Origin of the sequence: Variovorax frigidus (assembly GCF_051216515.1) — a bacterium.
In the GTDB taxonomy this organism is placed as follows: Bacteria; Pseudomonadota; Gammaproteobacteria; order Burkholderiales; family Burkholderiaceae_C; genus Variovorax.
Map to the genome: position 1 here is coordinate 432,537 of NZ_JBPJZF010000002.1, position 20,228 is coordinate 452,764.

Below are 20,228 nucleotides of genomic sequence, written 5' to 3' on the forward strand. Positions count from 1 at the left end.
AAATGACCTCATGAGAGCGACCATGTCGCCGCAGGTCAGCCGGTGCTCAGCCGGACTGTGCTGGCGTCTGAACATGTCTTCAAGCCTCCAAGCGCTAGCGGAACACAACGTCCGACGTAGCAGGTCGACACACGCAAGACGCCGGCGCCTCGCTCGCTGAGAAAGTTGGGCCCGGTTCGCACTCAGGCGTCGTCGACATCGCAGACGCCCACTCGCTCTCGATGGCAAACCTGCGCATTGCCGGTTGCCATGTGTCGTGCTGCAGCTTGATTGCCGGTTGCGTTCGACGCTGCACCACCGCCTTTGGCGGCGCGCCGCCGACGGTTCGCACAACGTAATTCCTCCAATTGGCAATGCTTGGCGTCGAATGTCAGATCCAAATAACAATTCCGCGAACCCCTTTCGGCGAACGAAATCCAAATAGTTTTCCGGCTGGATCAACTACGCACGGCGGCTCATTTGTCACCCAAATGCCAATCAGTCCGAAGGGCTGAACAAGGAATTATTAACCCCCGCTTCATAGAGTCGAGGCCTCCGCAAAATGGGCACCGCCTCCTGTCGATTTACACAAAACCCATGCAAACGTGTCGCTTTTTTCGCATTGCCATTGCAATGATGCCGACCCTAAAATAAAGAAAATATTAGAAGACCTCAGGGGGTTCTCAATGTCAGCTTCTTTCGGGGCGATTGCGATTGCAGTTGGCGATCGCGTGTCCATTGCGTCGCATTGTCGTGCGATGGGCGATGGGCGCCAGCAACCAAGTCGCGCATCCTTCGCGGCTTCGTGCAGAACGCGTTCGAAATGCCTGGCAACGGGGGTGTCGCTGGCTGTACTGGTCACCCTCGTCGGTTGTGGCGCGCCAGCACCCAAGGATTACGGTGGTTCCTGGTCAGCGGTGAACCGCTTTCAGAGTACGCCGACTGAGATCCCACTCTCTCCTGCCTACACCTTTTACGCGTCGCCCATGGACGCAACGCTTCGGACCATGCTCACCCGCTGGGCGTCCGACAACGGGCTGCAGTTGTCCTATCAATCGGGTTCGGACTTCACGCTCCATCAACCCGTGGCAAAGGTTCGCACCAACGACATCCAATCCGCCATGCGTGAACTGAGCGCCATCTACGCGCCACAGGGCCTATCCATTGCGGCAAACAGCAAGCAAATCCTGGTTCAGGCCGCCGACACGGCACCCGTCGCATCCGGAGCGCGCTGATGTTCAAGAAGAACACCGCGACCTCGAAGATCGACGAAGCCATCGCCCAATCGGTCAATTTCGAACTCACGATCACGGACGTTGTGCGGCGCAGCGAACGGCGCGCTTGGTGGGTTGCAGGCAGTTCCGTGGCCATGTCGCTCGTGCTGTTGACGGGCTATTTCTACGTGCTGCCACTCAAGGAGAAAGTGCCTTATCTGGTCATCGCCGATGCATATACCGGCACCAGCACCGCCGCACGCCTGACCGACGACGCGAGTTTGCAACGCATCACCACCAGCGAAGCGATCAATCGCAGCAACGTCGCCCATTTCGTGGTGGCCCGCGAGGCCTATGACCTCGCACTCACCAATCTGCGCGACTGGACCACGGTGCTGACCATGTCGTCCCCACAGGTTGCCGGGGGCTACACCAACCTCTATTCATCGCAAAACCCGATCAACCCGTACAAGCTCTATGGAAAGGAGCGTTCCGTCCGGGTCCGCATCCTGAGCATCACCTTGATCGGAGGCGGGGGCGGCAACGAAACCCCCAAAGGCGCCACGGTGCGCTTCCAACGCAGCGTCTACGACAAGCAAAGCGGAGCCACCCAGCCGCTGGACAGCAAGATCGTGACGCTGGCGTTCACCTACAAGGCCAATCTGAAGATGGACGAGCAGCAGCGGATTGAAAATCCGCTCGGCTTCCACGTGACCGATTACCGCGTGGACACCGACTACGCGTCATCTCCTCCTGAGGAAGTCGCCGCCGGCGCCAGGCCGCCCGACGGTGTGTCGGCAACGCCCGGGGCGGAATTGCCGTCGAGCACCAACGTGTCCCCCGGCACTGCGGGCCCGTCTCAGCAGCCGGTGATGCCCCCCACGCCACCTCCACCCAACCTCGGGATACCCGGCGCTACGGCGTCCACCACCCCAGCCGCGCCGACTGGCGGCAATCAGGGAGCGCGCCGCCGATGAAACCACATTCCAACCACCGCCGATGGGCGTTGACCGCTGCTTGCGCGTTGGTCATGGGCGCCGTGCCCGAAGCCTTTGCACAGCCCGTTCAGTCCTACGACTATCAGCCTGAGCGGATCTATCCGGTGCGCGCTGGCCTGGGCATCACCACCCAGATCGAACTGAGTCCCGAGGAAAAGATCCTCGACTACAGCACGGGCTTCAGCAGCGGCTGGGATCTGAGTCGGCGCGACAACATCTTCTACCTGAAGCCAAAGAACGTCGATGTGGACACCAACATGATGATCCGCACCACGACCCACTCCTACATCTTCGAACTCAAGGTGGTCGCCACCGACTGGCGGACCCTGGAGCAGGCGCGCAATGCGGGCGTCCAGTACCGGATCAAGTTCAGCTATCCGGCCGATACCAGTTTCTCCAGAGAAGCCCGGAAAGCGGCGGAGGCCCCCGCGCTCAACACCACGCTGCTCAAGGACCGAAGCTACAACTTCGAATACGACTATGCCACTCGCAGTGCCAATGCGCCGTGGTTGGTTCCAGTCAACGTCTATGACGACGGACGCTTCACCTACATCAGGATGAGCGACCTCACCAGGTTTCCGACGGGCAACTTTCCGACCGTCTACATGCGCCAGAACGAGCGCGAAGAAGACTCGGTGGTGAACACCACTGTTGAGGGCACCACCCTCGTCGTTCACGGGACCTATCCCTACCTTGTCATCCGCCATGGCGACAACGTCGTGGGACTTCGAAGGAACACCGTCAAGTGAACCCACAGCCTCCTTCCCCCTCAGTCGACTTCATGCAGGACCGTGACCGGCAAGACCCCATGGAGGACAACGGCCACCCAGCTTCGCAGTCCAACCCCTATGCCACCCAGTTCGAGCGGCCGGCCACGCCCCCAGCCCCCAACCTCGATGCGGCGGCGCCAGAACTCAGATCGAGCGACATGCAACGCATGAACCGCCGAGCCCTCGGGTTCGTGGCAGCGCTTGTGCTGCTGCTCGGCCTCGCCGCCATCTGGATGGTCGGCAACCTGACGCGCTCGGACAAGACGCAGAAACCCAAGGAAGAGGTGGTCACGATTCCCGCGGCGCCCCAGTTGCCCCCGCCATTGCCACGCGCCCCCACGCCGCCGCCGGTCGCGCCGATTCCTCTTGCCCAGTCCGCGCTGCCGCCACTGCCCCCCGGGCCCCAAGCGCCCCAGATTCCGCAGGGGCCCACGCTCCTCGAGCGTCGCATCGCATCCAGCGCGAGCACCGTGACAGTCAGCGGCGCAGAGGAAACGCAGCCTGCTCAAAGCCCCTATCCGGGCATGGCCCCTGGCATGGGAATGGGCGTGCAAGGCGGAGCCGATCAGGGCGTTGCGCCCAACAATGCCTACCGCGCCAAGCCGCTGTCGCCCGTTTCGAACGCCCAGCCGCTGATCCATGCCAACGTCCTCATGCTCCGTGGCACCTACATCCGCTGCGTGCTGGAGACTCATATCGTGAGCGACATCCCGGGCTTCACATCCTGCGTCGTGACCGAGCCGGTCTACTCCGTCAATGGCCGACGCCTGCTGTTGCCCAAAGGCTCCAAGGTGCTGGGCAAATACGATACCGAACCCAACGGACCACGCATCGCCGTCATCTGGGACCGCATCGTCACCCCGACCGGGATCGACGTGAGCATGGCCAGCCCCGGTGTCGACAACCTCGGCGGCGCCGGTCACCCCGGCTACCTCGACGAGCACTGGGGCCAACGCATCACCTCGGCTTTGATGGTCAGCCTGTTCGCCGACGCCTTCAAGTACGCGGCCGCGCAGAACGGCCCCGGCACGACCACCGTCTCAAATGGCGGGCTCGCGGTCCAGTCGCCCTATGAGAGCTACACGGCCCAGACCTTGCAGAACCTGGCCGGCCAGGCCGTTCGCCGCGGCGCGAACCGCCCGGACACGGTGACGATCAACCAGGGCACCGTCGTCAATGTCTACGTCGCCAAGGACGTGGATTTCAGCGCCGTGGTCGCGGGCTCCTGACGCAGCTTTCTCTCATGACCGAAGAACTCGTCGCCGCCGTCTCGAACGATTTTCTGGATTACCAGTACCAAGTGCTGGGCATCCGCGAGCTCATGCTTTCGCCGGACGTCACCGAGATCTGCATCAATCGCCCGGGCGAGATCTATCTCGAGAATCGCTCGGGCTGGCAACGTGTCGAGGTGCCGTCCCTCACGTCGGCGCGCGCCCTGCAGTTCTGCACCACCGTGGTCAACGAGAGCAACACCGGCCAACGCATCACCGACGCCAACCCGGTCGTCTCGCTGACTTTCCCCACGGGCCAGCGCGCCCAGTTCGTCATCCCTCCTGCGGTCGAAGCGAGCCAGGTCTCGATCACCATCCGCCTCCCGGCCAAGCAGACCCGTACTTTGGCTGCGTACCAGCAGGAAGGCTTCTTCGACGAATTGCTCGACGAGGCGCAGGGCCTCAGCACGCAGGACAAAGAACTGCTGGCATTGCGTGCCGCACACCGCTATGCGGATTTCTTCAGGCAAGCGGTCATCCACAAGAAGAACATCGTGGTCTCGGGCGCGACCGGCAGCGGCAAGACCACCTTCATGAAGTCGCTCGTCCATCACATTCCACCCGACGAACGCCTGGTCACCATCGAGGATGCGCGCGAGCTCTTCATCGACCAGCCCAACGCCGTGCACCTGCTCTATTCCAAAGGCGGCCAGAGCACCGCCAACATCACTGCCAAGAGCTGCATGGAAGCATGCCTGCGCATGAAGCCCGACCGGATCATCCTGGCGGAGCTGCGCGGCGACGAATCGTTCTACTTCATCCGCAACTGCGCCTCGGGCCACCCGGGCTCCATCACGAGTTGCCACGCGGGCAGCATCGCGCAAACCTGGGACCAGCTGGCCCTCATGGTCAAGGCGTCGAGCGAAGGAGCCGGACTCGAATTCGCCACCATCAAGCGACTGCTCATGATGACCATCGACATCGTCGTGCACATCAAGTCCCATTCGGGCCGGCGGTACATCACGGGCATCGACTACGACCCGGCCCGCCACGCACCAGCCGAGGCCTCCTGAGGCCTGGCCGCACACCCAACGACAAAGAGTCACACCGTGTTCCCAGGATTGGAAGCCTTGGCCTGCCCCAACCTCGCTGTCCCGGCGCAGGTCATGCGGCATGTCGTTCATGTCGAATCCAGCGCCAATCCGCTTGCCATCGGCGTCGTTGGCGCGCGGCTCGTGCGGCAACCCAAGACGCTGGCGGAAGCGGTCGCCACAGCGGCAATGCTGGAATCCGGCGGCTACAACTATTCGCTGGGCGCGGCGCAAGTCAATCGGGTCAACTTTCGCAAGTACGGGCTCGACAGCCACAAGAAGGCGTTCGACTTCTGCACCAACCTGGCGGCCGGAGCCAGCATTCTGGCCAATTGTTATGCCGGCGCAGGCGGCGACTGGGGCAAGGCCTTCAGCTGCTACTACTCCGGGAACTTCGTGACCGGTTTTCGCAGCGGCTATGTGCAGAAGGTCTTCGACTCGATCAACCGCGAACAGACCGTGGCGGAGGCCCGACTGGCAGCCAGCCCCATTCCGCTGCGCACCGTCGGCACGCTGCTGCCCGCCTCCGCCCCTGTCGCAGCAGCCTCCGCAACCAAGCATGTAGAGGGCGAACAGCCCACGACCGCAGCCTCTCGGATCTCGATGCGTGCAACCCCACTTGGCGCCTCCGCACCGATGGCCCCAGCGGGGACGGTGCCGGGCCTGACCCCGCCTTCGGTTCCTACGCCATCAGCGCCGCCCGCCGCAATCGCAAGGCCCGATGTCTTCGTGCCGCAAGTCCGTCACCCCGCCGCGGGCAATGTGCCGGCCCCACCTGCACCAACCAGTTCCCCGGACAAACATGCCGGCGATGGGGCCTTCGTTTTCTGACCGTCGATTCGCTTGATTCATTCACCAGAGAGGAAATCCACCATGCAACGTCACTCCCACCCCTCCGCATCGCTCGCCGCCAATGCTTTGGCGCACCGTCAAGCGCTTCGCAGCGCCGCCATCGCGACCCTGGTCATCGTCCCCTGCCTGGCCATGGCCCAAGCCGGCGGCGGCGACCTCACCAGCGCCACTTGCGGCGTGCTGGGCAAGGTCAAGACCCTGCTGAATGCGGTATCGATCATCGTCGTCACCATCGCCGTCATCTTCTCGGGCTACCAGATCGCCTTCGCGCACAAACGCATCGGCGACGTGGCGCCGGTCTTCATCGGTGGCCTGCTGATCGGTGCGGCCGGCCAGATCGCCAACATGCTCATTGCCACCAACACCAGCGACGCGAGCTCGGGATGCACCAGCGCCAGCCTCACGATCGACCCGCTGACCCGCCTCGCCGGCCTGGTGCAAGCACTCGGCCACTATGCATAAGAACCCCATGTTCCGCGGCTGCACCCGCCCGCCCATGTTCATGGGGGTGCCCTATGTGCCCTTCTTCATGGGCGCGGGCGGATGCATGTTGCTGGCCATGTACTTCGACTTGCTGTTCCTGGCGCTGATCCCTGTGGTGATCTTCATCATGCGAATGATGGCCAAGCGCGACGAGTTGATCTTCCGGCTGCTCGGCCTGCGCCTGCAGTTCCGTACCCGCGTGCGCAACCTCCAGCAGCATGAAGGCATGTGGGTGTTCACGCCCAACGTGTATCGCGGGCAGTCCAAGGACAACGTTTAGAACCCGGGAGTCAAACCATGTCCACGCGCCCATTCAGCCCCGACACGCCCATCAGCGAGTTCATCCCCTTCTCCACGCACGTCTCACCCACGGTACTCAAGACCACGGGAGGCGACTTTCTTCTGACTTGGCGGCTGGACGGGTTGCCCTTTGTCGGGCGCGAAGAATGGGACATCGAACACAAGCACAACGCTTTCAACCGCATGCTGCAGACGCTGCGCGCGCCAGACTTCACCAACGTGGCCTTCTGGGTGCACGACGTGCGCCGCCGCCGCCGCGTGAAGGACACCAGCCGCTTCCAGGACACGTTCAACCAGACGCTGTCCGATGCGTACTTCAAGGCGCTCTCGGCGCAAAAGCTCATGCAGAACGAGCTTTACCTGACGATGATCTATCGCCCGGTGGTGACGGGCAAACGCTTCGTCGAAAGATCCGCCGATACGTCGCGCCTTGCGTCCGAGCAGCAACAGGCCATCGACAAGCTGCTGGAACTCGCCGGCAACATCGAAGCCGTGCTCAAGGAATACGCACCAGTTCGCCTGCGCATGTACGAGGCGCCCAACGGCATTGTCTTTTCCGAAACGCTTGAATTCTTCGGCTACCTGCTCAATCGCGTCGAGGAGCCGGTACCGGTGCTGAAGGCGCCGGTGTATCGCTATTTGCCGATCAGCCGACAGCGCTTCTCGGCCAAGAGCGGCGATTACGTGCTCACCGCGCCCGACGGCACCAACCACTTCGGCGCGCTGCTCAATATCAAGGAGTATCCCGACGGCACGCACCCGGGAATCCTGAATGGGCTGAAGTACCTCGACTTCGAGTACGTCATCACGCACTCGTTCACCCCCATGGGCCGGCACGACGCGCTCAAGGCGCTGGAGCGCACCAAAGGAATGATGATCTCTTCGGGCGACAAGGCCGTGAGCCAGATCATCGAGCTCGATCAGGCGATGGATCACCTCACGTCCGGCAACTTCGTGCTTGGCGAGTACCAGTTCACCATTGCCCTCTACGCTTCCGATCAGGCCACGCTGGCCCAGCACATCGCGACCACGCGTGCCGAACTGTCCAACGCCGGCTTCGTCTCGGTCAAGGAAGATCTCGCCATCACTGCCGCGTTCTATGCGCAATTTCCCGGCAACTGGAAATACCGCACGCGGCTCGCCAACGTCAGTTCACTCAATTTTCTGGGCCTGTCGCCGCTGCACAACTTCGCGAGCGGCAAGCGCGACAACAACCCGTGGGGCGCCTGCGTCACCACGCTGCAGACCGTCAACGGGCAGCCCTACTACTTCAACTTCCACGCCACGCTGCCAGGCGAAAACTCGTTCGGTGAGAAGGCCATAGCCAACACCATGGTGATCGGAAAGTCCGGCACCGGCAAGACCGCGCTCATCAACTTCCTGCTCAGCCAGATCCAGAAGCTGGACCCGGCGCCCACCATCTTCTTCTTCGACAAAGACCGCGGTGCGGAGATCTTCGTGCGGGCGTGCGGGGGCAACTATCTCTCGCTCGAAAACGGGCAACCCACCGGCTTCAACCCTTTCCACTGCGAGCACACCGAAGCCAACCTCCACTTTCTGAGCGACCTCGTCAAGGTGCTCGCCGGCAAGGCGGTCTACACCTCGCGCGAAGAAGACGAGATCTTCCGCGCCGTCGAAGCCATGCTCGACACGCCGATGCACCTGCGCAACATGACGAACTTCCAGAAGAGCCTGCCCAACATGGGCGACGACGGTCTTTTCATCCGCCTGCGCAAATGGACCGCCGGCAACTCACTGGGCTGGGTGTTCGACAACCCCAAAGACACCATCGACCTGCACAAGGCCAACATCATCGGCTTCGACTACACCGACGTTCTCGACAACCCGGAAGTGCGCGTACCGGTGGTCAACTACCTGCTGCACCGCCTCGATGCGCTGATCGACGGGCGCCGCCTGATCTACGTGATGGACGAGTTCTGGAAGATCCTCGATGGCGGCGGCGCCCTCAAGGACTTCGCCAAGAACAAGCAGAAGACCATCCGCAAGCAGAACGGCATGGGCATCTTCGCCACGCAAAGCCCCGAAGACGCGCTGGGCAGTGACATATCCGCCGCGCTCATCGAGCAGACGGCCACCATGATCCTGCTGCCCAACCCCAATGCCAGCCGCAAGGACTACATCGAAGGGCTCAAGCTCACCGAGTCCGAATACCAGGTGGTCATCAGCCTGGACGAGCGCTCACGCCGCTTCCTTGTCAAACAAGGCCACAGCTCCTCGGTATGCCAGCTTGACCTGCGCGGCATGGACGACGCGCTGGCCGTCATCTCGGCCTCCACTGACAACATCGAAATCATGCATCGCGTGCTGGACGCGTGCGCCCTGACCAAAGGCATCCCGGTCGCCGACCTGCAGCCTGAGCATTGGCTGCAGGACTTCTATGACAACCGCAAGGGCAGCGGCAAGCGCGCGCATGCACCCGACGCCGGACAGCGACCGACGCGACCGCGCCTGATTGCCTGACCGACCTCAGACCCCATCAACTATCAATTCAACACTTCGGAGGTTTTCATGAGACTGCGCACCTCATCCGCCGCCCTCTCCGTCGCGCTGGGGATCGCCAGCATGGTTACATCCGCACGGGCGCAGGCTCCGGACCCGTGCACGGTCTATCTGTGCATGGCCAGCAAGTCAGGTCAAGGCATCGCGCCCGCGAACTGCGCCCCCGCCGTCGCCTACTGGCACGCGCCCGCGCCCGCTGGCCTTGCGATTTATATCTATTGGAAGTTCAAGGCCCAGGCCTCTTACAACAACCGTAAGCAATATATGAACAGCTGTTCGGGCGCTACCAATACCCAAAACAACAGCAACATCTCCGAGACCATCATGAATCAGTGGGGCCGCGTCCCGTGAGCAGCGCAACGACCGCACACACCCAAGAAGCCACCATGATTCGCCGCCCTCCTCTCGCCTTCGCCCTCGCCCAGCCTGTTCACGTCCCGCTGCGCAAGACCTTGCCAAGTGCAGCACGTGCAGCTCGCGCGGCCTTCCTCGCCATCGCGGCCGCCGCGCTCGTCGGCGTCGCCCACGCTGACGTCGACGTCAGCGACTCGAAAGCGCAAGGCAAGCTGGATGACATCAAGAGCCGGATCGGGAGCGGAAATCTGAACAGGACGACCTCGGACGTCCTCAAGGAGATTCAGACCAGTGTCGCCAACTTGGGCTTTTCGGCCACGCTGACCCCCGGCAACCAGCTCCAGAAGATCTCGGACACCTCTGGCTACGTGCAACAGGCTTGTCCCAGCCAGGGCGGCGCGCTGGGTGGTACCGCAGGGGCCGGCAGGGCGAGCCAGAACGTCACCAGCCTTGCCACCATCAACGCAGGCAACTCTTCTTCAGTCAAGCAGCAAATCTGCCAGCAACTCATTCAGCTGCGTGTTCAGGCCTACAACGACAGCATCGAGATGACGAACCGCTTCCAGCAATACAGCGAGCAGCTCACGAGGATCGACAACAACCGCGGCTCAGCGGGGACCCAGGGCGACCTTTGGGCCAACACCAATGAATCACTGCGCACCATCGGCAAGCTCCAAGCCGAGATGGGCTTCTGGCGCACCCGTCTGGCGGCTTACGAGGCCGCCATCAAATTCCACGAGGGCCAGCAAAACGCCCTCACCCACGCCGCGATCAAAGGCGGCGGCAGCGGCGGCCTGCCTACGGCAGGCCAGCTCATTCAGACGGGCGCCCTGGCCGCCGCGCTGGCCATTCATTAATCCCGCGCGCCCCCTGCTGTCGATCACCCTATTACTGGCACCCATTCGTTATGGATTTCGTCTACTTTGCCCTGATTTACGCCTGGGTCGACAACAGGATCAACAGCTTCCGCGACCATCTCCTGGGCAACACCATGGCCTGGGCCAGCGCCATCGGCCTGACACTGCTCACGGTCTGGATCATCGTGCAGGGTTTTCGCATCCTCACCGGCCAGTCGCGCGAGCCGATGATGGCGATGGTGGTCCACATGAGCCGCACCGCTGTCATCGTGGTGGCCGCCATGACCATGGCCATGGGCGGCTCCAGCATCCAGACTTTCTTCACCGACGATCTGGCTCGGGGCATCAATGGCCTGGTCACGGGCGACAGCGGCTCGCCCGCTTCCGCCATCGACAAGAACCTGATTTACACGCAAGTGGCGATGGCCGCCATTGATGGCGCCCAGGGGCTCAACGGCGCCATCAGTGCCGACAACGTGAAGTCCGCGGGCAGCGCCTCGCTGATCGCCGCACTGGGCGTGGCGGGCCCGCCGATGACGGCCGGTGCGATGCTGCTGATGTACAAGGTGGCGATCGCGCTGTTCATTGGCCTGGGACCCATTTTCATCCTGTGCCTGATCTTCAAGGTGACGGAGTCGATGTTCTGGCGCTGGCTCAACTACGGGCTGGGCACCTTGTTCTCGATGGCGGTGCTCAGTTTCATGATCTCGATGGTGCTGGACCTGACGCTGCGGGTCGCCGCCGCGCTGTGGGCGGCCAACGCCATCAACGCCTTGTTCAAACTGGAAGGCGCCTCAGGCCTGACCGGCCAGGCGATGCAGCAAGGGGGCATCGGGCTCCTGATGACCACGCTGCTGATCACTGCGCCAGCGATGGCGGCTAGCTTCTTTGGAGGGACGTTGGGGCAGTTCTACTCCCAGTCGGCAGTCAATGGGGCTTCGAGTCATCAACAAAGCTACCAAGGGCCTGCTGGGCAGGCACCGGGAACGTATCCGCAGGTGACAAGTACGGGGAATACATCGCATCAAACAGGTGGTGGCCCCAATAACCCAAGCAGCAACCAACACGCCCGAGCCACAGGCGTTCCGGCTCCTCCTCCCAGTGATTCCGTCAAGGTGCCGCAATCGACTTAAGCAGACTTAATCATGTCTAAAATTTCCTTGCGCAGGTTGCTGGTGACGAGCTTGTGTTTCTTGTGGACTGGCATCGTGCATGCGCAGGCCGCATGTCCGCCCGGCCAGATTCCCTACGGTTCGGGCAATGGGCTCAACATGTGTGGACCGGACAACCGCCAGCAGTCAGCGCCGCAACCACCAGCACCGCAGTGGGAGTCTCGATGGGGTGCGATTGCGACGGACGGTAAGCAATGGGCTATGGGCGTAGCCGTCGGCAAACAAAGCAAGCTAGAAGCCTCGAAGACGGCGATGGCTGATTGCCATTCAAAAGGCGGCGCAAATTGCAAAGTTGACGTTGCATACGGCAATCAGTGCGCTGCGGTTGTTGCGGGTGATGGTGGCTACAACGTATCTCCCGCCTCCACAGTAGATGAAGCCGTTGCGATTGGCGTGAAGACCTGCACTGAAACAGGGGACACGAACTGCCGCACTTACTACACCACCTGCAGCCTGCCAGTACGGATTCGGTAAGTGCCATGCCCGTCATCAATCGCGACCAATTCAGCTACTCGCGCTCAGCCCATGCGCGATGCAAGGCGGACTGTCAATGAAACGCCTCGTTGCCGCCATCCTCTTCATTTTTTTGACCCTCGCTCTCCCCGCTTGCGGACCTTCCATGAAAAAACCCGACATCAAGCTCAACCCGCATCCCAAGATGCTATGAAATCACGTTGACCATTGAGGACGCACCAGGGCCGTTCGATGCCGTGGAGGGGTCCGCTGGCTATGAAGTAGCGAACGGTAGTTGCGTACCGCTAACCCCTTTCAGCGGCGCCACACTGACTCCCGAAAAAGATGTCCCGATGGCCCTGAGCCGGGTGGGCGATAAGGTCTACAAGGGTGAACTCTGTGTCGATCTGTTGACGGACGAGGACTACTTCGGACTGGGCCTTTGCCGCTGGTCCATGCCCTTTTCCAACTTCAGTCTGCGGGTTGGAAACTTGGTGTTCGGCCACTCCATCGCCCTGAATGACATCTTGGCGAACAAGTCCGCCACGCGTTATTTTTCCACGTTGTCGTACCGCGAAAGCACTCCTTTGAAGGACGGAGAGCGACCATGGGTCAACAGCGGCAATGCGCAGCGATCTGACTTCAAAGAGCCGAAGAGCACCTTCTCGATGACGCTCACTGCCAAGGAGAAATTCGAATGACGATCACGTCCACGGATTACGCACTGTTGGCACAGGATTCGTACAAGGATCGCAAGCTTCAAATAAAGGATGTCACCCTGGGCGATGTGGCTTATCAAGTCCTCGACCATGCCGACAACCCGAGCACGGGATTTCAGGCAACGGCCTACCGGCGGGTCGAAACTGGCGAGGTGGTCATTGCCTTTCGCGGTACCGAATTCGGCCGCGAGCCAGTGCAAGACGGTCTCGTCGACGCTGGTATGGCGTTGGCAGGCGTAAACGCCCAGGCGCGTGACGCGAATGCCTTCACGCAAAAGGTACTGGACAGGGCAAAGGCCGATGCAGAAAAGAGCAATCAGCCTTTCACCGTGACCGTCACCGGCCACTCGCTGGGCGGCACGCTAGCCCAACTGGAGGGCCACAGATTCGGCCTCAAGGGCGAGACCTTCAACGCCTACGGCGCCGCCGGGCTGGTGCATAGCGTTCCGAAAGGCGGCCACCAAGTCATCAACCACGTTCGCGCAGGCGATGCGGTGAGCGCAGCCAGTGCGCACTTTGGCAAGGTGCGGGTCTATGCGGTCCAGCAGGATATCGACACGCTGAGCAAAGCCGGATACCGCGACGATGACGGCGCTCTGAGCGCGCGCAATCCCGCCAAGGCAACCGACTTCAGCGCGCATTTCGTCGACAACTTCGTGCCCGACGGAAAGACGCTGGGTCGCTCGATCATCTCGCGGGAGAACCAGGCGCAGTATCACGCCCATCACGGCATGATCGATCGCTACCGCAACGACGTACACAACGCCCGTGCCATCGCATCCCTTCCGCTGCAAACCGGGATGCAGGCAGGGCAAACGGCCGGCCAGGGCGTGAGGGCCGTCGGCCATGCTGCAGGGCAGGCCTACGATGCAGTGCGCAACTCGGTGGAAACGGGCGCTCGGCAGGCAGGCGAGGCGTTGGAGCTAACCGGGGAAGCGGTGCGCGAAAGCGCTTCCCACGCCATCGACAAGCTCACCCGTCAAGGGTCTTGGTTCAGCAGCCAGACAGAGCCGATGCCGTTGTTGAACGATGGCCAGCATTCTGGCAACGGGCTCTACAAGCAGTCCTTGACGGGCCTGGAAAAGATCAACGCCGAGCGTGGCATTCCCTCCGATCAACGCACCTGCAATGCCGCGGGCACCTTGGCCGCAGCAGCTTGTCAGTCGGGGCTCAGGCAAATCGATCTTGTCGCCGTGAGCGACAACGGTGGCAAGCTCATCGCAGTGCAGGGTACGCCGGGCACGGCACATTCCAAGGTGATCGATGTAGACACGACGGTGGCACTGAACACGCCCCTTGCGCAAAGTTCGCAAGCCTTCGCCGATGCGCACAACCTGCAACGGAGCCAGCAGTCCCAGCAGCACGTGAGTCGGCCGATCCAAACGCAAACCGGGCCTGCTCTGGCTTAAGTTGAGTCAGCGTGTAGCACTTTGCGTTCATAAGCAGCACCGCCTGTCACAGTCCGTGAATACTTCGCCACAAGCCGTCCATTCAATCGTGCAGGGTTTTCGCATCCTCACGGGCCAGTCGCGCGAGCCGATGATGGCGATGGTGGTCCACATGAGCCGCACCGCTGTCATCGTGGTCGCAGCCATGACCATGGCCGTGGGCGGCGCCAGCATCCAGACTTTCTTCACCGACGATCTGGCTCGGGGCATCAATGGCCTGGTCACGGGCGACAGCGGCTCGCCCGCTTCCGCCATCGACAAGAACCTGATCTACACGCAAGTGGCGATGGCCGCCATTGATGGCGCCCAGGGGCTCAATGGCGCCATCAGTGCCGACAACGTGAAGTCCGCGGGCAGCGCCTCGCTGATCGCCGCGCTGGGCGTAGCGGGCCCGCCGATGACGGCCGGTGCGATGCTGCTGATGTACAAGGTGGCGATCGCGCTGTTCATTGGCCTGGGACCCATTTTCATCCTGTGCCTGATCTTCAAGGTGACGGAGTCGATGTTCTGGCGCTGGCTCAACTACGGGCTGGGCACCTTGTTCTCGATGGCGGTGCTCAGTTTCATGATCTCGATGGTGCTGGACCTGACGCTGCGGGTCGCCGCCGCGCTTTGGGCAGCCAACGCCATCAACGCCTTGTTCAAACTGGAAGGCGCCCCAGGCCTGACCAGCCAGGCGATGCAGCAAGGAGGCATCGGGCTCTTGATGACCACACTGCTGATCACTGCGCCAGCGATGGCGGCTAGCTTCTTTGGAGGGACGTTGGGCAACTTCAACCCCTATCCGGCGGTCAGCGGTGGCCACCAGAACGCGGGCAGTCCCGGGCCGGGAGGGCAGCCGGCTGGGGCTTATGCACCGCAGACTCCCCAAACGACGCAAACAACTACCCCCAACAATTCAACTGGTGGCGGACTTGGTGGTCGTACTACGGGCGCTCCGTCTTCTCCTCAAAGCGACACGGTCAAGTTGCAGCAATCGACTTAATTGGTTTGATTATGTTCAAGACTTTCTTACGTCGTTTCATATTACTCGGTGCAGGATTGCTATGGGCTGGTCTCGCAGAGGCGCAATGCCCCCCCGGGATGTACCCATTTCAGTTTTCCCCCAATCAGCCTTTCTCTTGCGCTCCTATTCCGGGGGAATTTAACCAGCAAGCACCGCAGCTACCAGCTGAGCAGTGGGAACGTCGGTGGGGAGCGCTAGCGACCTCTGTACCCGATGGAGTTCTCGGCGTGTCCACTGACCAATCGAGCAAACGAGAGGCCTCGCGAAGAGCAGTAAGCGATTGCGCAGCAAAAGGCGGGGCTAATTGCAAGATTGAAATTTCTTACGACAATCAGTGTGCTGTGGTTGTTGTAGGCGACGGCGGCTACAACGCGTCTAATGCCACCACAGTAGATAAAGCGGCCGAACTGAGCATGAAGACATGCCGCGATGCTGGGCGTACCAACTGCCACGTCTACTACTCCGCCTGCAGCCTTCCCATAAGGATTCGTTGATGCTCATGTTCCGCCGCTCGTCACGAGATTGCATGGGCAAAACGATCGCGACGGCGATTAATTCAAACCAGAGTGACATTTTATGAATGCTCCTTACCCTAACCAAAGCCGTCACGCTGCCCGCGCACCTCTTCCAACGAAACGTGGCGCCCTAAGATTAAATCTAATCGTGAAGTACTTGTCCGGCCTGCTGCTTGCCGTGCTCGCGCTAGCAGGTTTCAGTGCATCGGCGCGCACATGGCAAGCCCGCAGCCTGTGCGCAGCCAGCGAGGAAGTTGTTTTTTCTTGCGCCCTTGAAGGCAGCACGAAGACGGTGTCCCTATGTGCACCGATTCACGACGGGCTAGACAAGGGGAGTTTCCGCTATGTGTTTGGCAAGTCATCCAATATTGAGTTCTTGTTTCCCACTCAAAACTCGAAGGATCGAGTGTTCTCGCGGTCTCATTGGCTTTATGCCACCACCTTTGGACAAGCTTACTCATTCGTCAACAATGGCTACAAGTACATCATCTTGTCTGTTGAAGACTCTGTCGATCAGCGAGGGCGTTCGAGTCTCATCGTGCAACGTGCCGGAGAGCCACATGCTGCGCGTGAAATGAACTGCAAACCGTCGACCGTAATCAAAACCAAAGACGAAAGCGTTATTCATCGCATTAACGACTGGCCAATCGATACAGATATTGAAGGCAGTGGTCCGCCTTCTACGCGTTGACTCTATGCAATTCGATAGTACCCAGGGGACCCCGCCATGTCATCAATCACATCTCAAAAGAACGCTGAACTTCTTCTGCTGGCCGCCTACCGCGGCGGAGTCACCCATCCTAAAGAGCTAGCCAACTTTATGGGTCAGATGCAAGTAGAGTCGCAGGGCTTTACCAAAACGCACGAGAGCTTGAACTACTCCGCGGAGCGGTTGTTGAAGGTGTTCCCTGGGCGCAATGGTATGGACACCCTTGAAGAGGCCCAAGCGATTGTGGACGGGGGACACGAGAAGATCGCCGAGGCGATCTATGGGGGCAAATGGGGTGAAGGCTTAGGAAACAAACCCAACAGCAGTGACAGTCTCAACTTTCGTGGTCGCGGTTTCGTTCAGCTCACAGGTCGCAGCAACTACGAGCACTACGGCAAGGCGGTAAGCCTGGATCTCGTCAAGCATCCTGAACTTGCTACCGAGCCGAAGAATGCGGCGACTCTGGCAGTGCAGTACTGGAAAGAGAGAGTGGTCAGCAAGGGTTTTCAGCAAGACGTGACGAGTGCGACCGAAGGCATCAACGGCGGCCACAAAGGTCTGGCGGAACGCAAGGCGGCCGCGGCGGAGTGGGAGCGCAAACTCACGCCTCAGGTGATGGCGGGCTTGGTCAAAGGCGAGGTAGATCTAACGCCGTCGTTCGCTGACAAGAACCATCCGGGCCATATCTTGTACGCCGAAGCACTTGCAGGCCTGCAGAAATGGAACCGCGGTCACAACATCGAGTCTGATCAACGCACCGTTAACGCCGCAGCCGCTTTGGCCGTGGAGGCCCATCGCCACGGGCTTAAGCGGATTCACCATGTTGAGCCCAATGACACCGGCGAAAAGCTTCTCGCGGTACAAGGCAAACCAGGCAGCGCCCACTCAAAAGTGATCGATGTGCCGACTGTGAACGCGCTGAGCACTCCAGTTGAGCACAGCGCGAAAGCCTATCTTCAGCAGGTGCAGCAAGTCGTGCTCCAGCCGCATCAGCTACCGCCTCAGACGCAAGACCGGCCGCAGCAGGCCATGACGCACTGATGTACGACCGCAGGAACATTGCATCGTGATGAGGCTGATTCAGACGCTCGGTTTTTTGCAAGATGCGTCGGCGACGCCTGTTGTCTTGATAGCGGCTGTTCGTTCAATAGGAAGACAAGTTCTTGCCCTGACTCTCATCGCCCTATGGATCATCGTGCAGGGTTTTCGCATCCTCACCGGCCAGTCGCGCGAGCCGATGATGGCGATGGTGGTCCACATGAGCCGCACCGCTGTCATCGTGGTGGCCGCCATGACCATGGCCGTGGGCGGCGCCAGCATCCAGACTTTCTTCACCGACGATCTGGCTCGGGGCATCAATGGTCTGGTCACGCGCGACAGCGGCTCGCCCGCTTCCGCCATCGACAAGAACCTGATTTACACGCAAGTGGCGATGGCCGCCATTGATGGCGCCCAGGGGCTCAACGGCGCCATCAGTGCCGACAACGTGAAGTCCGCGGGCAGCGCCTCGCTGATCGCCGCACTGGGCGTGGCGGGCCCGCCGATGACGGCCGGTGCGATGCTGCTGATGTACAAGGTGGCGATCGCGCTGTTCATTGGCCTGGGACCCATTTTCATCCTGTGCCTGATCTTCAAGGTGACGGAGTCGATGTTCTGGCGCTGGCTCAATTACGGGCTGGGCACCTTGTTCTCGATGGCGATGCTCAGTTTCATGATCTCGATGGTGCTGGACCTGACGCTGCGGGTCGCCGCCGCGCTGTGGGCGGCCAACGCCATCAACGCCTTGTTCAAACTGGAAGGCGCCTCAGGCCTGACCAGCCAGGCGATGCAGCAAGGGGGCATCGGGCTCCTGATGACCACGCTGCTGATCACTGCGCCAGCGATGGCGGCGAGCTTCTTTGGGGGGACGTTGGGGCAGTTCATGACCTACTCCGGAGTCAATCCCGGTGGAGGTGCGAGTCAGCCGGGGCCTCAGGGGCAGCCGGCTGGGTCTTATGCCCCGCCGCCGACGAGTACTGGGAATACATCGCATCAGACAGGTGGCGGCCCCAACAACCCAAGCAGCAACCCACACGCCCGAGTCGCGGGGGTTCCAGCTTCTCCTCCTAGTGATACGGTCAAAGCGTCGCAATCACCATAAACAGACCGGAATATGTTCAAACGTTTACTGCGTAGTTGGCTATTGGCGGGCACGAGCTTTCTATGGGGTGCCCTTGTGCATGCGGAAGGCGGCTGCTCCCCTGGTTCATATCCAATTGGAGGTCCGAGCGTGGCGGCTTGCGCACCTATCCCGGGCTATGGCAATCAGCATGCGCCGAAGCCGCTAGCCCCGCAGTGGGAGCCGCGTTGGGGGGCGATTGCGACGGACGGTAAGCAATGGGCTATGGGTGTAGCCGTCGACAAACAAAGCAGGCGCGAAGCCTCGCAGGCAGCGATGGCTGATTGCCAGTCAAAAGGCGTCGCAAATTGTAAGACTGACGTTGCATACGCCAATCAGTGCGCTGCGGTTGTTGCGGGTGATGGTGGCTACAACGTATCTCCCGCCTCCACAGTGGATGAGGCCATTGCGATTGGTGTGAAGACCTGCACTGAAACAGGGGACAAGAACTGCCGCACCTACTACACCACATGCAGCCTGCCAGTACGGATTCGGTAAGTGCCATGCCCGTCATCAATTGCGACCAATTCAGCTACTCGCGCTCAGCCCATGACGGGCTCTCTCATGTCCGCCGCATGCAGCTTCTGCATGGCCGTTAGCACGGTACTCGGCTTCTCAAACCATTTATCAGTTTCATAGCACCATGCGCAAAACCATCTTCAAGCTTGCTGTATTCGTTCTGGGCTTAGCGTGCCAACAGAGCTGGGCGCAAAAGACACACTCCGAAGAGCAAGACCAAGTCACGGTCACAACCATCGCGCCCGGTCACTACGCCACCGACCAGGGGTGGGGATGGTTGGTCATCGATCCGAGCAAAAACAGTTCTGTCGGCTTCTCCGTTGAAACGCGATCCACGCTTACGGAAGGCTGCGAATTTGGCGGAGAACTCACTGGGCGGACCGGCGTTTCCCAACGCGGCAACAGCTCCTGCACCATCAGCTTCAACCCGACCACCAAAGGGGTCGCGCTGAAGCTTGAGACGGCGGAGGCATGCAAGGAACTCTGCGGACTGAATGGCAGCTTCGAGGGCGAGTACTTGCGCGATGCGAATCCCTCGTGCATGCCCGCGGCGGTGGAGGATACGCGGAACCGCTTCAAGAGGCTGTATGACCACAGGGACTACCGCGGCGCGCTGGAGTTGCTGCAACCCGTATTGAGCAACTGCACTGCCTTTCTAGATGCATTGAATCTTGGTTCAATTCGCAACGATCTGGCTATCACGCAGTACAAAAATGGACAACGCGCGGAATGTATTGCCACGTTGAAGCCCTATCAGAGTGATGCGAAACGCGGTGACAAGGCCGTTCTGCAAGATTGGGGGCGGCCCGATGTGGCCGAGGCTTACCTCGCCATCATCAAGGCCGCACGGACCAACTTGCGGCTATGCGGTGGGTAGCGAGAAACCTTGCTTTCAAGCAC

22 protein-coding genes are annotated in these 20,228 nt (G+C 60.9%); all 22 read left to right on the top strand.

Annotation, left to right across the window (positions count from 1 at the left end; all coding sequences use genetic code 11):
• The first annotated feature begins 737 nt into the window (after positions 1-737).
• The 22 genes from ACSFBC_RS07305 to ACSFBC_RS07410 all read left to right on the top strand — a co-directional run bounded on the left by ACSFBC_RS07305 (position 738) and on the right by ACSFBC_RS07410 (position 20,205).
• Entirely contained in the window at positions 738-1,214 is a 477-nt protein-coding gene (locus tag ACSFBC_RS07305; protein ID WP_435510045.1) for a TcpQ domain-containing protein, read from the top strand.
• Positions 1,214-2,170, top strand: coding sequence for a VirB8 family type IV secretion system protein (locus ACSFBC_RS07310; RefSeq protein WP_435509645.1), 957 nt, complete (start codon positions 1,214-1,216; stop codon positions 2,168-2,170). Before ACSFBC_RS07305 ends, ACSFBC_RS07310 begins: the two co-directional genes overlap by 1 nt.
• Positions 2,167-2,940 carry a TrbG/VirB9 family P-type conjugative transfer protein gene (locus ACSFBC_RS07315; RefSeq protein ID WP_435509646.1) on the top strand — a complete coding sequence of 258 codons (774 nt, stop codon included), beginning with the start codon at positions 2,167-2,169 and terminating at the stop codon, positions 2,938-2,940. The genes ACSFBC_RS07310 and ACSFBC_RS07315 overlap by 4 nt, the downstream gene beginning before the upstream one ends.
• 32 nt (positions 2,941-2,972) lie before the next feature.
• On the top strand, positions 2,973-4,190 hold the full coding sequence (locus ACSFBC_RS07320; protein ID WP_435509647.1) for a TraB/TrbI/VirB10 family type IV secretion system protein: 1,218 nt from the start codon (positions 2,973-2,975) through the stop codon (positions 4,188-4,190).
• Between the two features lie 14 nt (positions 4,191-4,204).
• Complete coding sequence (gene virB11 / locus ACSFBC_RS07325) at positions 4,205-5,245, top strand: P-type DNA transfer ATPase VirB11 (RefSeq protein WP_435509648.1); 1,041 nt, start codon at positions 4,205-4,207, stop codon at positions 5,243-5,245.
• A 57-nt stretch (positions 5,246-5,302) separates the two neighbouring features.
• Complete coding sequence (locus ACSFBC_RS07330) at positions 5,303-6,094, top strand: lytic transglycosylase domain-containing protein (RefSeq protein ID WP_435509649.1); 792 nt, start codon at positions 5,303-5,305, stop codon at positions 6,092-6,094.
• Positions 6,095-6,136: 42 nt separating this feature from the next.
• Positions 6,137-6,577, top strand: coding sequence for a TrbC/VirB2 family protein (locus tag ACSFBC_RS07335; protein ID WP_435509650.1), 441 nt, complete (start codon positions 6,137-6,139; stop codon positions 6,575-6,577).
• Positions 6,578-6,584: 7 nt separating this feature from the next.
• Positions 6,585-6,878, top strand: a complete 294-nt coding sequence (locus tag ACSFBC_RS07340; protein ID WP_435509651.1) for a VirB3 family type IV secretion system protein — start codon at positions 6,585-6,587, stop codon at positions 6,876-6,878.
• Between the two features lie 17 nt (positions 6,879-6,895).
• Positions 6,896-9,379, top strand: a complete 2,484-nt coding sequence (locus tag ACSFBC_RS07345; protein WP_435509652.1) for a VirB4 family type IV secretion/conjugal transfer ATPase — start codon at positions 6,896-6,898, stop codon at positions 9,377-9,379.
• 48 nt (positions 9,380-9,427) lie between these two features.
• A complete protein-coding gene (locus ACSFBC_RS07350; RefSeq protein ID WP_435509653.1) occupies positions 9,428-9,769 on the top strand; it encodes a hypothetical protein in 342 nt (113 codons plus the stop codon).
• A 35-nt stretch (positions 9,770-9,804) separates the two neighbouring features.
• Positions 9,805-10,629, top strand: coding sequence for a hypothetical protein (locus ACSFBC_RS07355; protein WP_435509654.1), 825 nt, complete (start codon positions 9,805-9,807; stop codon positions 10,627-10,629).
• Positions 10,630-10,679: 50 nt separating this feature from the next.
• A complete protein-coding gene (locus ACSFBC_RS07360; protein WP_435509655.1) occupies positions 10,680-11,762 on the top strand; it encodes a TrbL/VirB6 family protein in 1,083 nt (360 codons plus the stop codon).
• A 12-nt stretch (positions 11,763-11,774) separates the two neighbouring features.
• Complete coding sequence (locus ACSFBC_RS07365) at positions 11,775-12,275, top strand: DUF4189 domain-containing protein (RefSeq protein WP_435509656.1); 501 nt, start codon at positions 11,775-11,777, stop codon at positions 12,273-12,275.
• A 200-nt stretch (positions 12,276-12,475) separates the two neighbouring features.
• Positions 12,476-12,955: a hypothetical protein gene (locus ACSFBC_RS07370; RefSeq protein ID WP_435509657.1), complete on the top strand. Its 480-nt coding sequence runs from the start codon at positions 12,476-12,478 to the stop codon at positions 12,953-12,955.
• Entirely contained in the window at positions 12,952-14,382 is a 1,431-nt protein-coding gene (locus tag ACSFBC_RS07375) for an XVIPCD domain-containing protein (protein WP_435509658.1), read from the top strand. Before ACSFBC_RS07370 ends, ACSFBC_RS07375 begins: the two co-directional genes overlap by 4 nt.
• Before the next feature lie 55 nt (positions 14,383-14,437).
• Complete coding sequence (locus ACSFBC_RS07380; protein WP_435509659.1) at positions 14,438-15,406, top strand: TrbL/VirB6 family protein; 969 nt, start codon at positions 14,438-14,440, stop codon at positions 15,404-15,406.
• Between the two features lie 98 nt (positions 15,407-15,504).
• Positions 15,505-15,921, top strand: coding sequence for a DUF4189 domain-containing protein (locus ACSFBC_RS07385; RefSeq protein WP_435510046.1), 417 nt, complete (start codon positions 15,505-15,507; stop codon positions 15,919-15,921).
• 169 nt (positions 15,922-16,090) lie between these two features.
• Positions 16,091-16,633, top strand: a complete 543-nt coding sequence (locus ACSFBC_RS07390) for a hypothetical protein (protein WP_435509660.1) — start codon at positions 16,091-16,093, stop codon at positions 16,631-16,633.
• Positions 16,634-16,669: 36 nt separating this feature from the next.
• Positions 16,670-17,692, top strand: a complete 1,023-nt coding sequence (locus ACSFBC_RS07395) for an XVIPCD domain-containing protein (protein WP_435509661.1) — start codon at positions 16,670-16,672, stop codon at positions 17,690-17,692.
• Positions 17,693-17,720: 28 nt separating this feature from the next.
• Complete coding sequence (locus ACSFBC_RS07400) at positions 17,721-18,791, top strand: TrbL/VirB6 family protein (protein ID WP_435509662.1); 1,071 nt, start codon at positions 17,721-17,723, stop codon at positions 18,789-18,791.
• A 12-nt stretch (positions 18,792-18,803) separates the two neighbouring features.
• Entirely contained in the window at positions 18,804-19,307 is a 504-nt protein-coding gene (locus tag ACSFBC_RS07405) for a DUF4189 domain-containing protein (RefSeq protein WP_435509663.1), read from the top strand.
• 145 nt (positions 19,308-19,452) lie between these two features.
• Positions 19,453-20,205: a hypothetical protein gene (locus ACSFBC_RS07410; protein WP_435509664.1), complete on the top strand. Its 753-nt coding sequence runs from the start codon at positions 19,453-19,455 to the stop codon at positions 20,203-20,205.
• The last annotated feature ends 23 nt before the right edge of the window (positions 20,206-20,228 follow it).

What these genes read in the sequence shown, in the direction of transcription:
- ACSFBC_RS07345 (WP_435509652.1), top strand. Translation starts at nt 6,896, where the DNA reads ATGTCCACGCGCCCATTCAGCCCCGACACGCCCATCAGCGAGTTCATC.
- ACSFBC_RS07305 (WP_435510045.1), top strand. Translation starts at nt 738, where the DNA reads ATGGGCGATGGGCGCCAGCAACCAAGTCGCGCATCCTTCGCGGCTTCG.
- ACSFBC_RS07340 (WP_435509651.1), top strand. Translation starts at nt 6,585, where the DNA reads ATGTTCCGCGGCTGCACCCGCCCGCCCATGTTCATGGGGGTGCCCTAT.
- ACSFBC_RS07395 (WP_435509661.1), top strand. Translation starts at nt 16,670, where the DNA reads ATGTCATCAATCACATCTCAAAAGAACGCTGAACTTCTTCTGCTGGCC.
- ACSFBC_RS07310 (WP_435509645.1), top strand. Translation starts at nt 1,214, where the DNA reads ATGTTCAAGAAGAACACCGCGACCTCGAAGATCGACGAAGCCATCGCC.
- ACSFBC_RS07315 (WP_435509646.1), top strand. Translation starts at nt 2,167, where the DNA reads ATGAAACCACATTCCAACCACCGCCGATGGGCGTTGACCGCTGCTTGC.
- ACSFBC_RS07350 (WP_435509653.1), top strand. Translation starts at nt 9,428, where the DNA reads ATGAGACTGCGCACCTCATCCGCCGCCCTCTCCGTCGCGCTGGGGATC.
- ACSFBC_RS07375 (WP_435509658.1), top strand. Translation starts at nt 12,952, where the DNA reads ATGACGATCACGTCCACGGATTACGCACTGTTGGCACAGGATTCGTAC.
- ACSFBC_RS07355 (WP_435509654.1), top strand. Translation starts at nt 9,805, where the DNA reads ATGATTCGCCGCCCTCCTCTCGCCTTCGCCCTCGCCCAGCCTGTTCAC.
- ACSFBC_RS07385 (WP_435510046.1), top strand. Translation starts at nt 15,505, where the DNA reads ATGTACCCATTTCAGTTTTCCCCCAATCAGCCTTTCTCTTGCGCTCCT.
- ACSFBC_RS07365 (WP_435509656.1), top strand. Translation starts at nt 11,775, where the DNA reads ATGTCTAAAATTTCCTTGCGCAGGTTGCTGGTGACGAGCTTGTGTTTC.
- ACSFBC_RS07400 (WP_435509662.1), top strand. Translation starts at nt 17,721, where the DNA reads ATGAGGCTGATTCAGACGCTCGGTTTTTTGCAAGATGCGTCGGCGACG.
- ACSFBC_RS07320 (WP_435509647.1), top strand. Translation starts at nt 2,973, where the DNA reads ATGCAGGACCGTGACCGGCAAGACCCCATGGAGGACAACGGCCACCCA.
- ACSFBC_RS07360 (WP_435509655.1), top strand. Translation starts at nt 10,680, where the DNA reads ATGGATTTCGTCTACTTTGCCCTGATTTACGCCTGGGTCGACAACAGG.
- ACSFBC_RS07405 (WP_435509663.1), top strand. Translation starts at nt 18,804, where the DNA reads ATGTTCAAACGTTTACTGCGTAGTTGGCTATTGGCGGGCACGAGCTTT.
- virB11 (WP_435509648.1), top strand. Translation starts at nt 4,205, where the DNA reads ATGACCGAAGAACTCGTCGCCGCCGTCTCGAACGATTTTCTGGATTAC.
- ACSFBC_RS07335 (WP_435509650.1), top strand. Translation starts at nt 6,137, where the DNA reads ATGCAACGTCACTCCCACCCCTCCGCATCGCTCGCCGCCAATGCTTTG.
- ACSFBC_RS07410 (WP_435509664.1), top strand. Translation starts at nt 19,453, where the DNA reads ATGCGCAAAACCATCTTCAAGCTTGCTGTATTCGTTCTGGGCTTAGCG.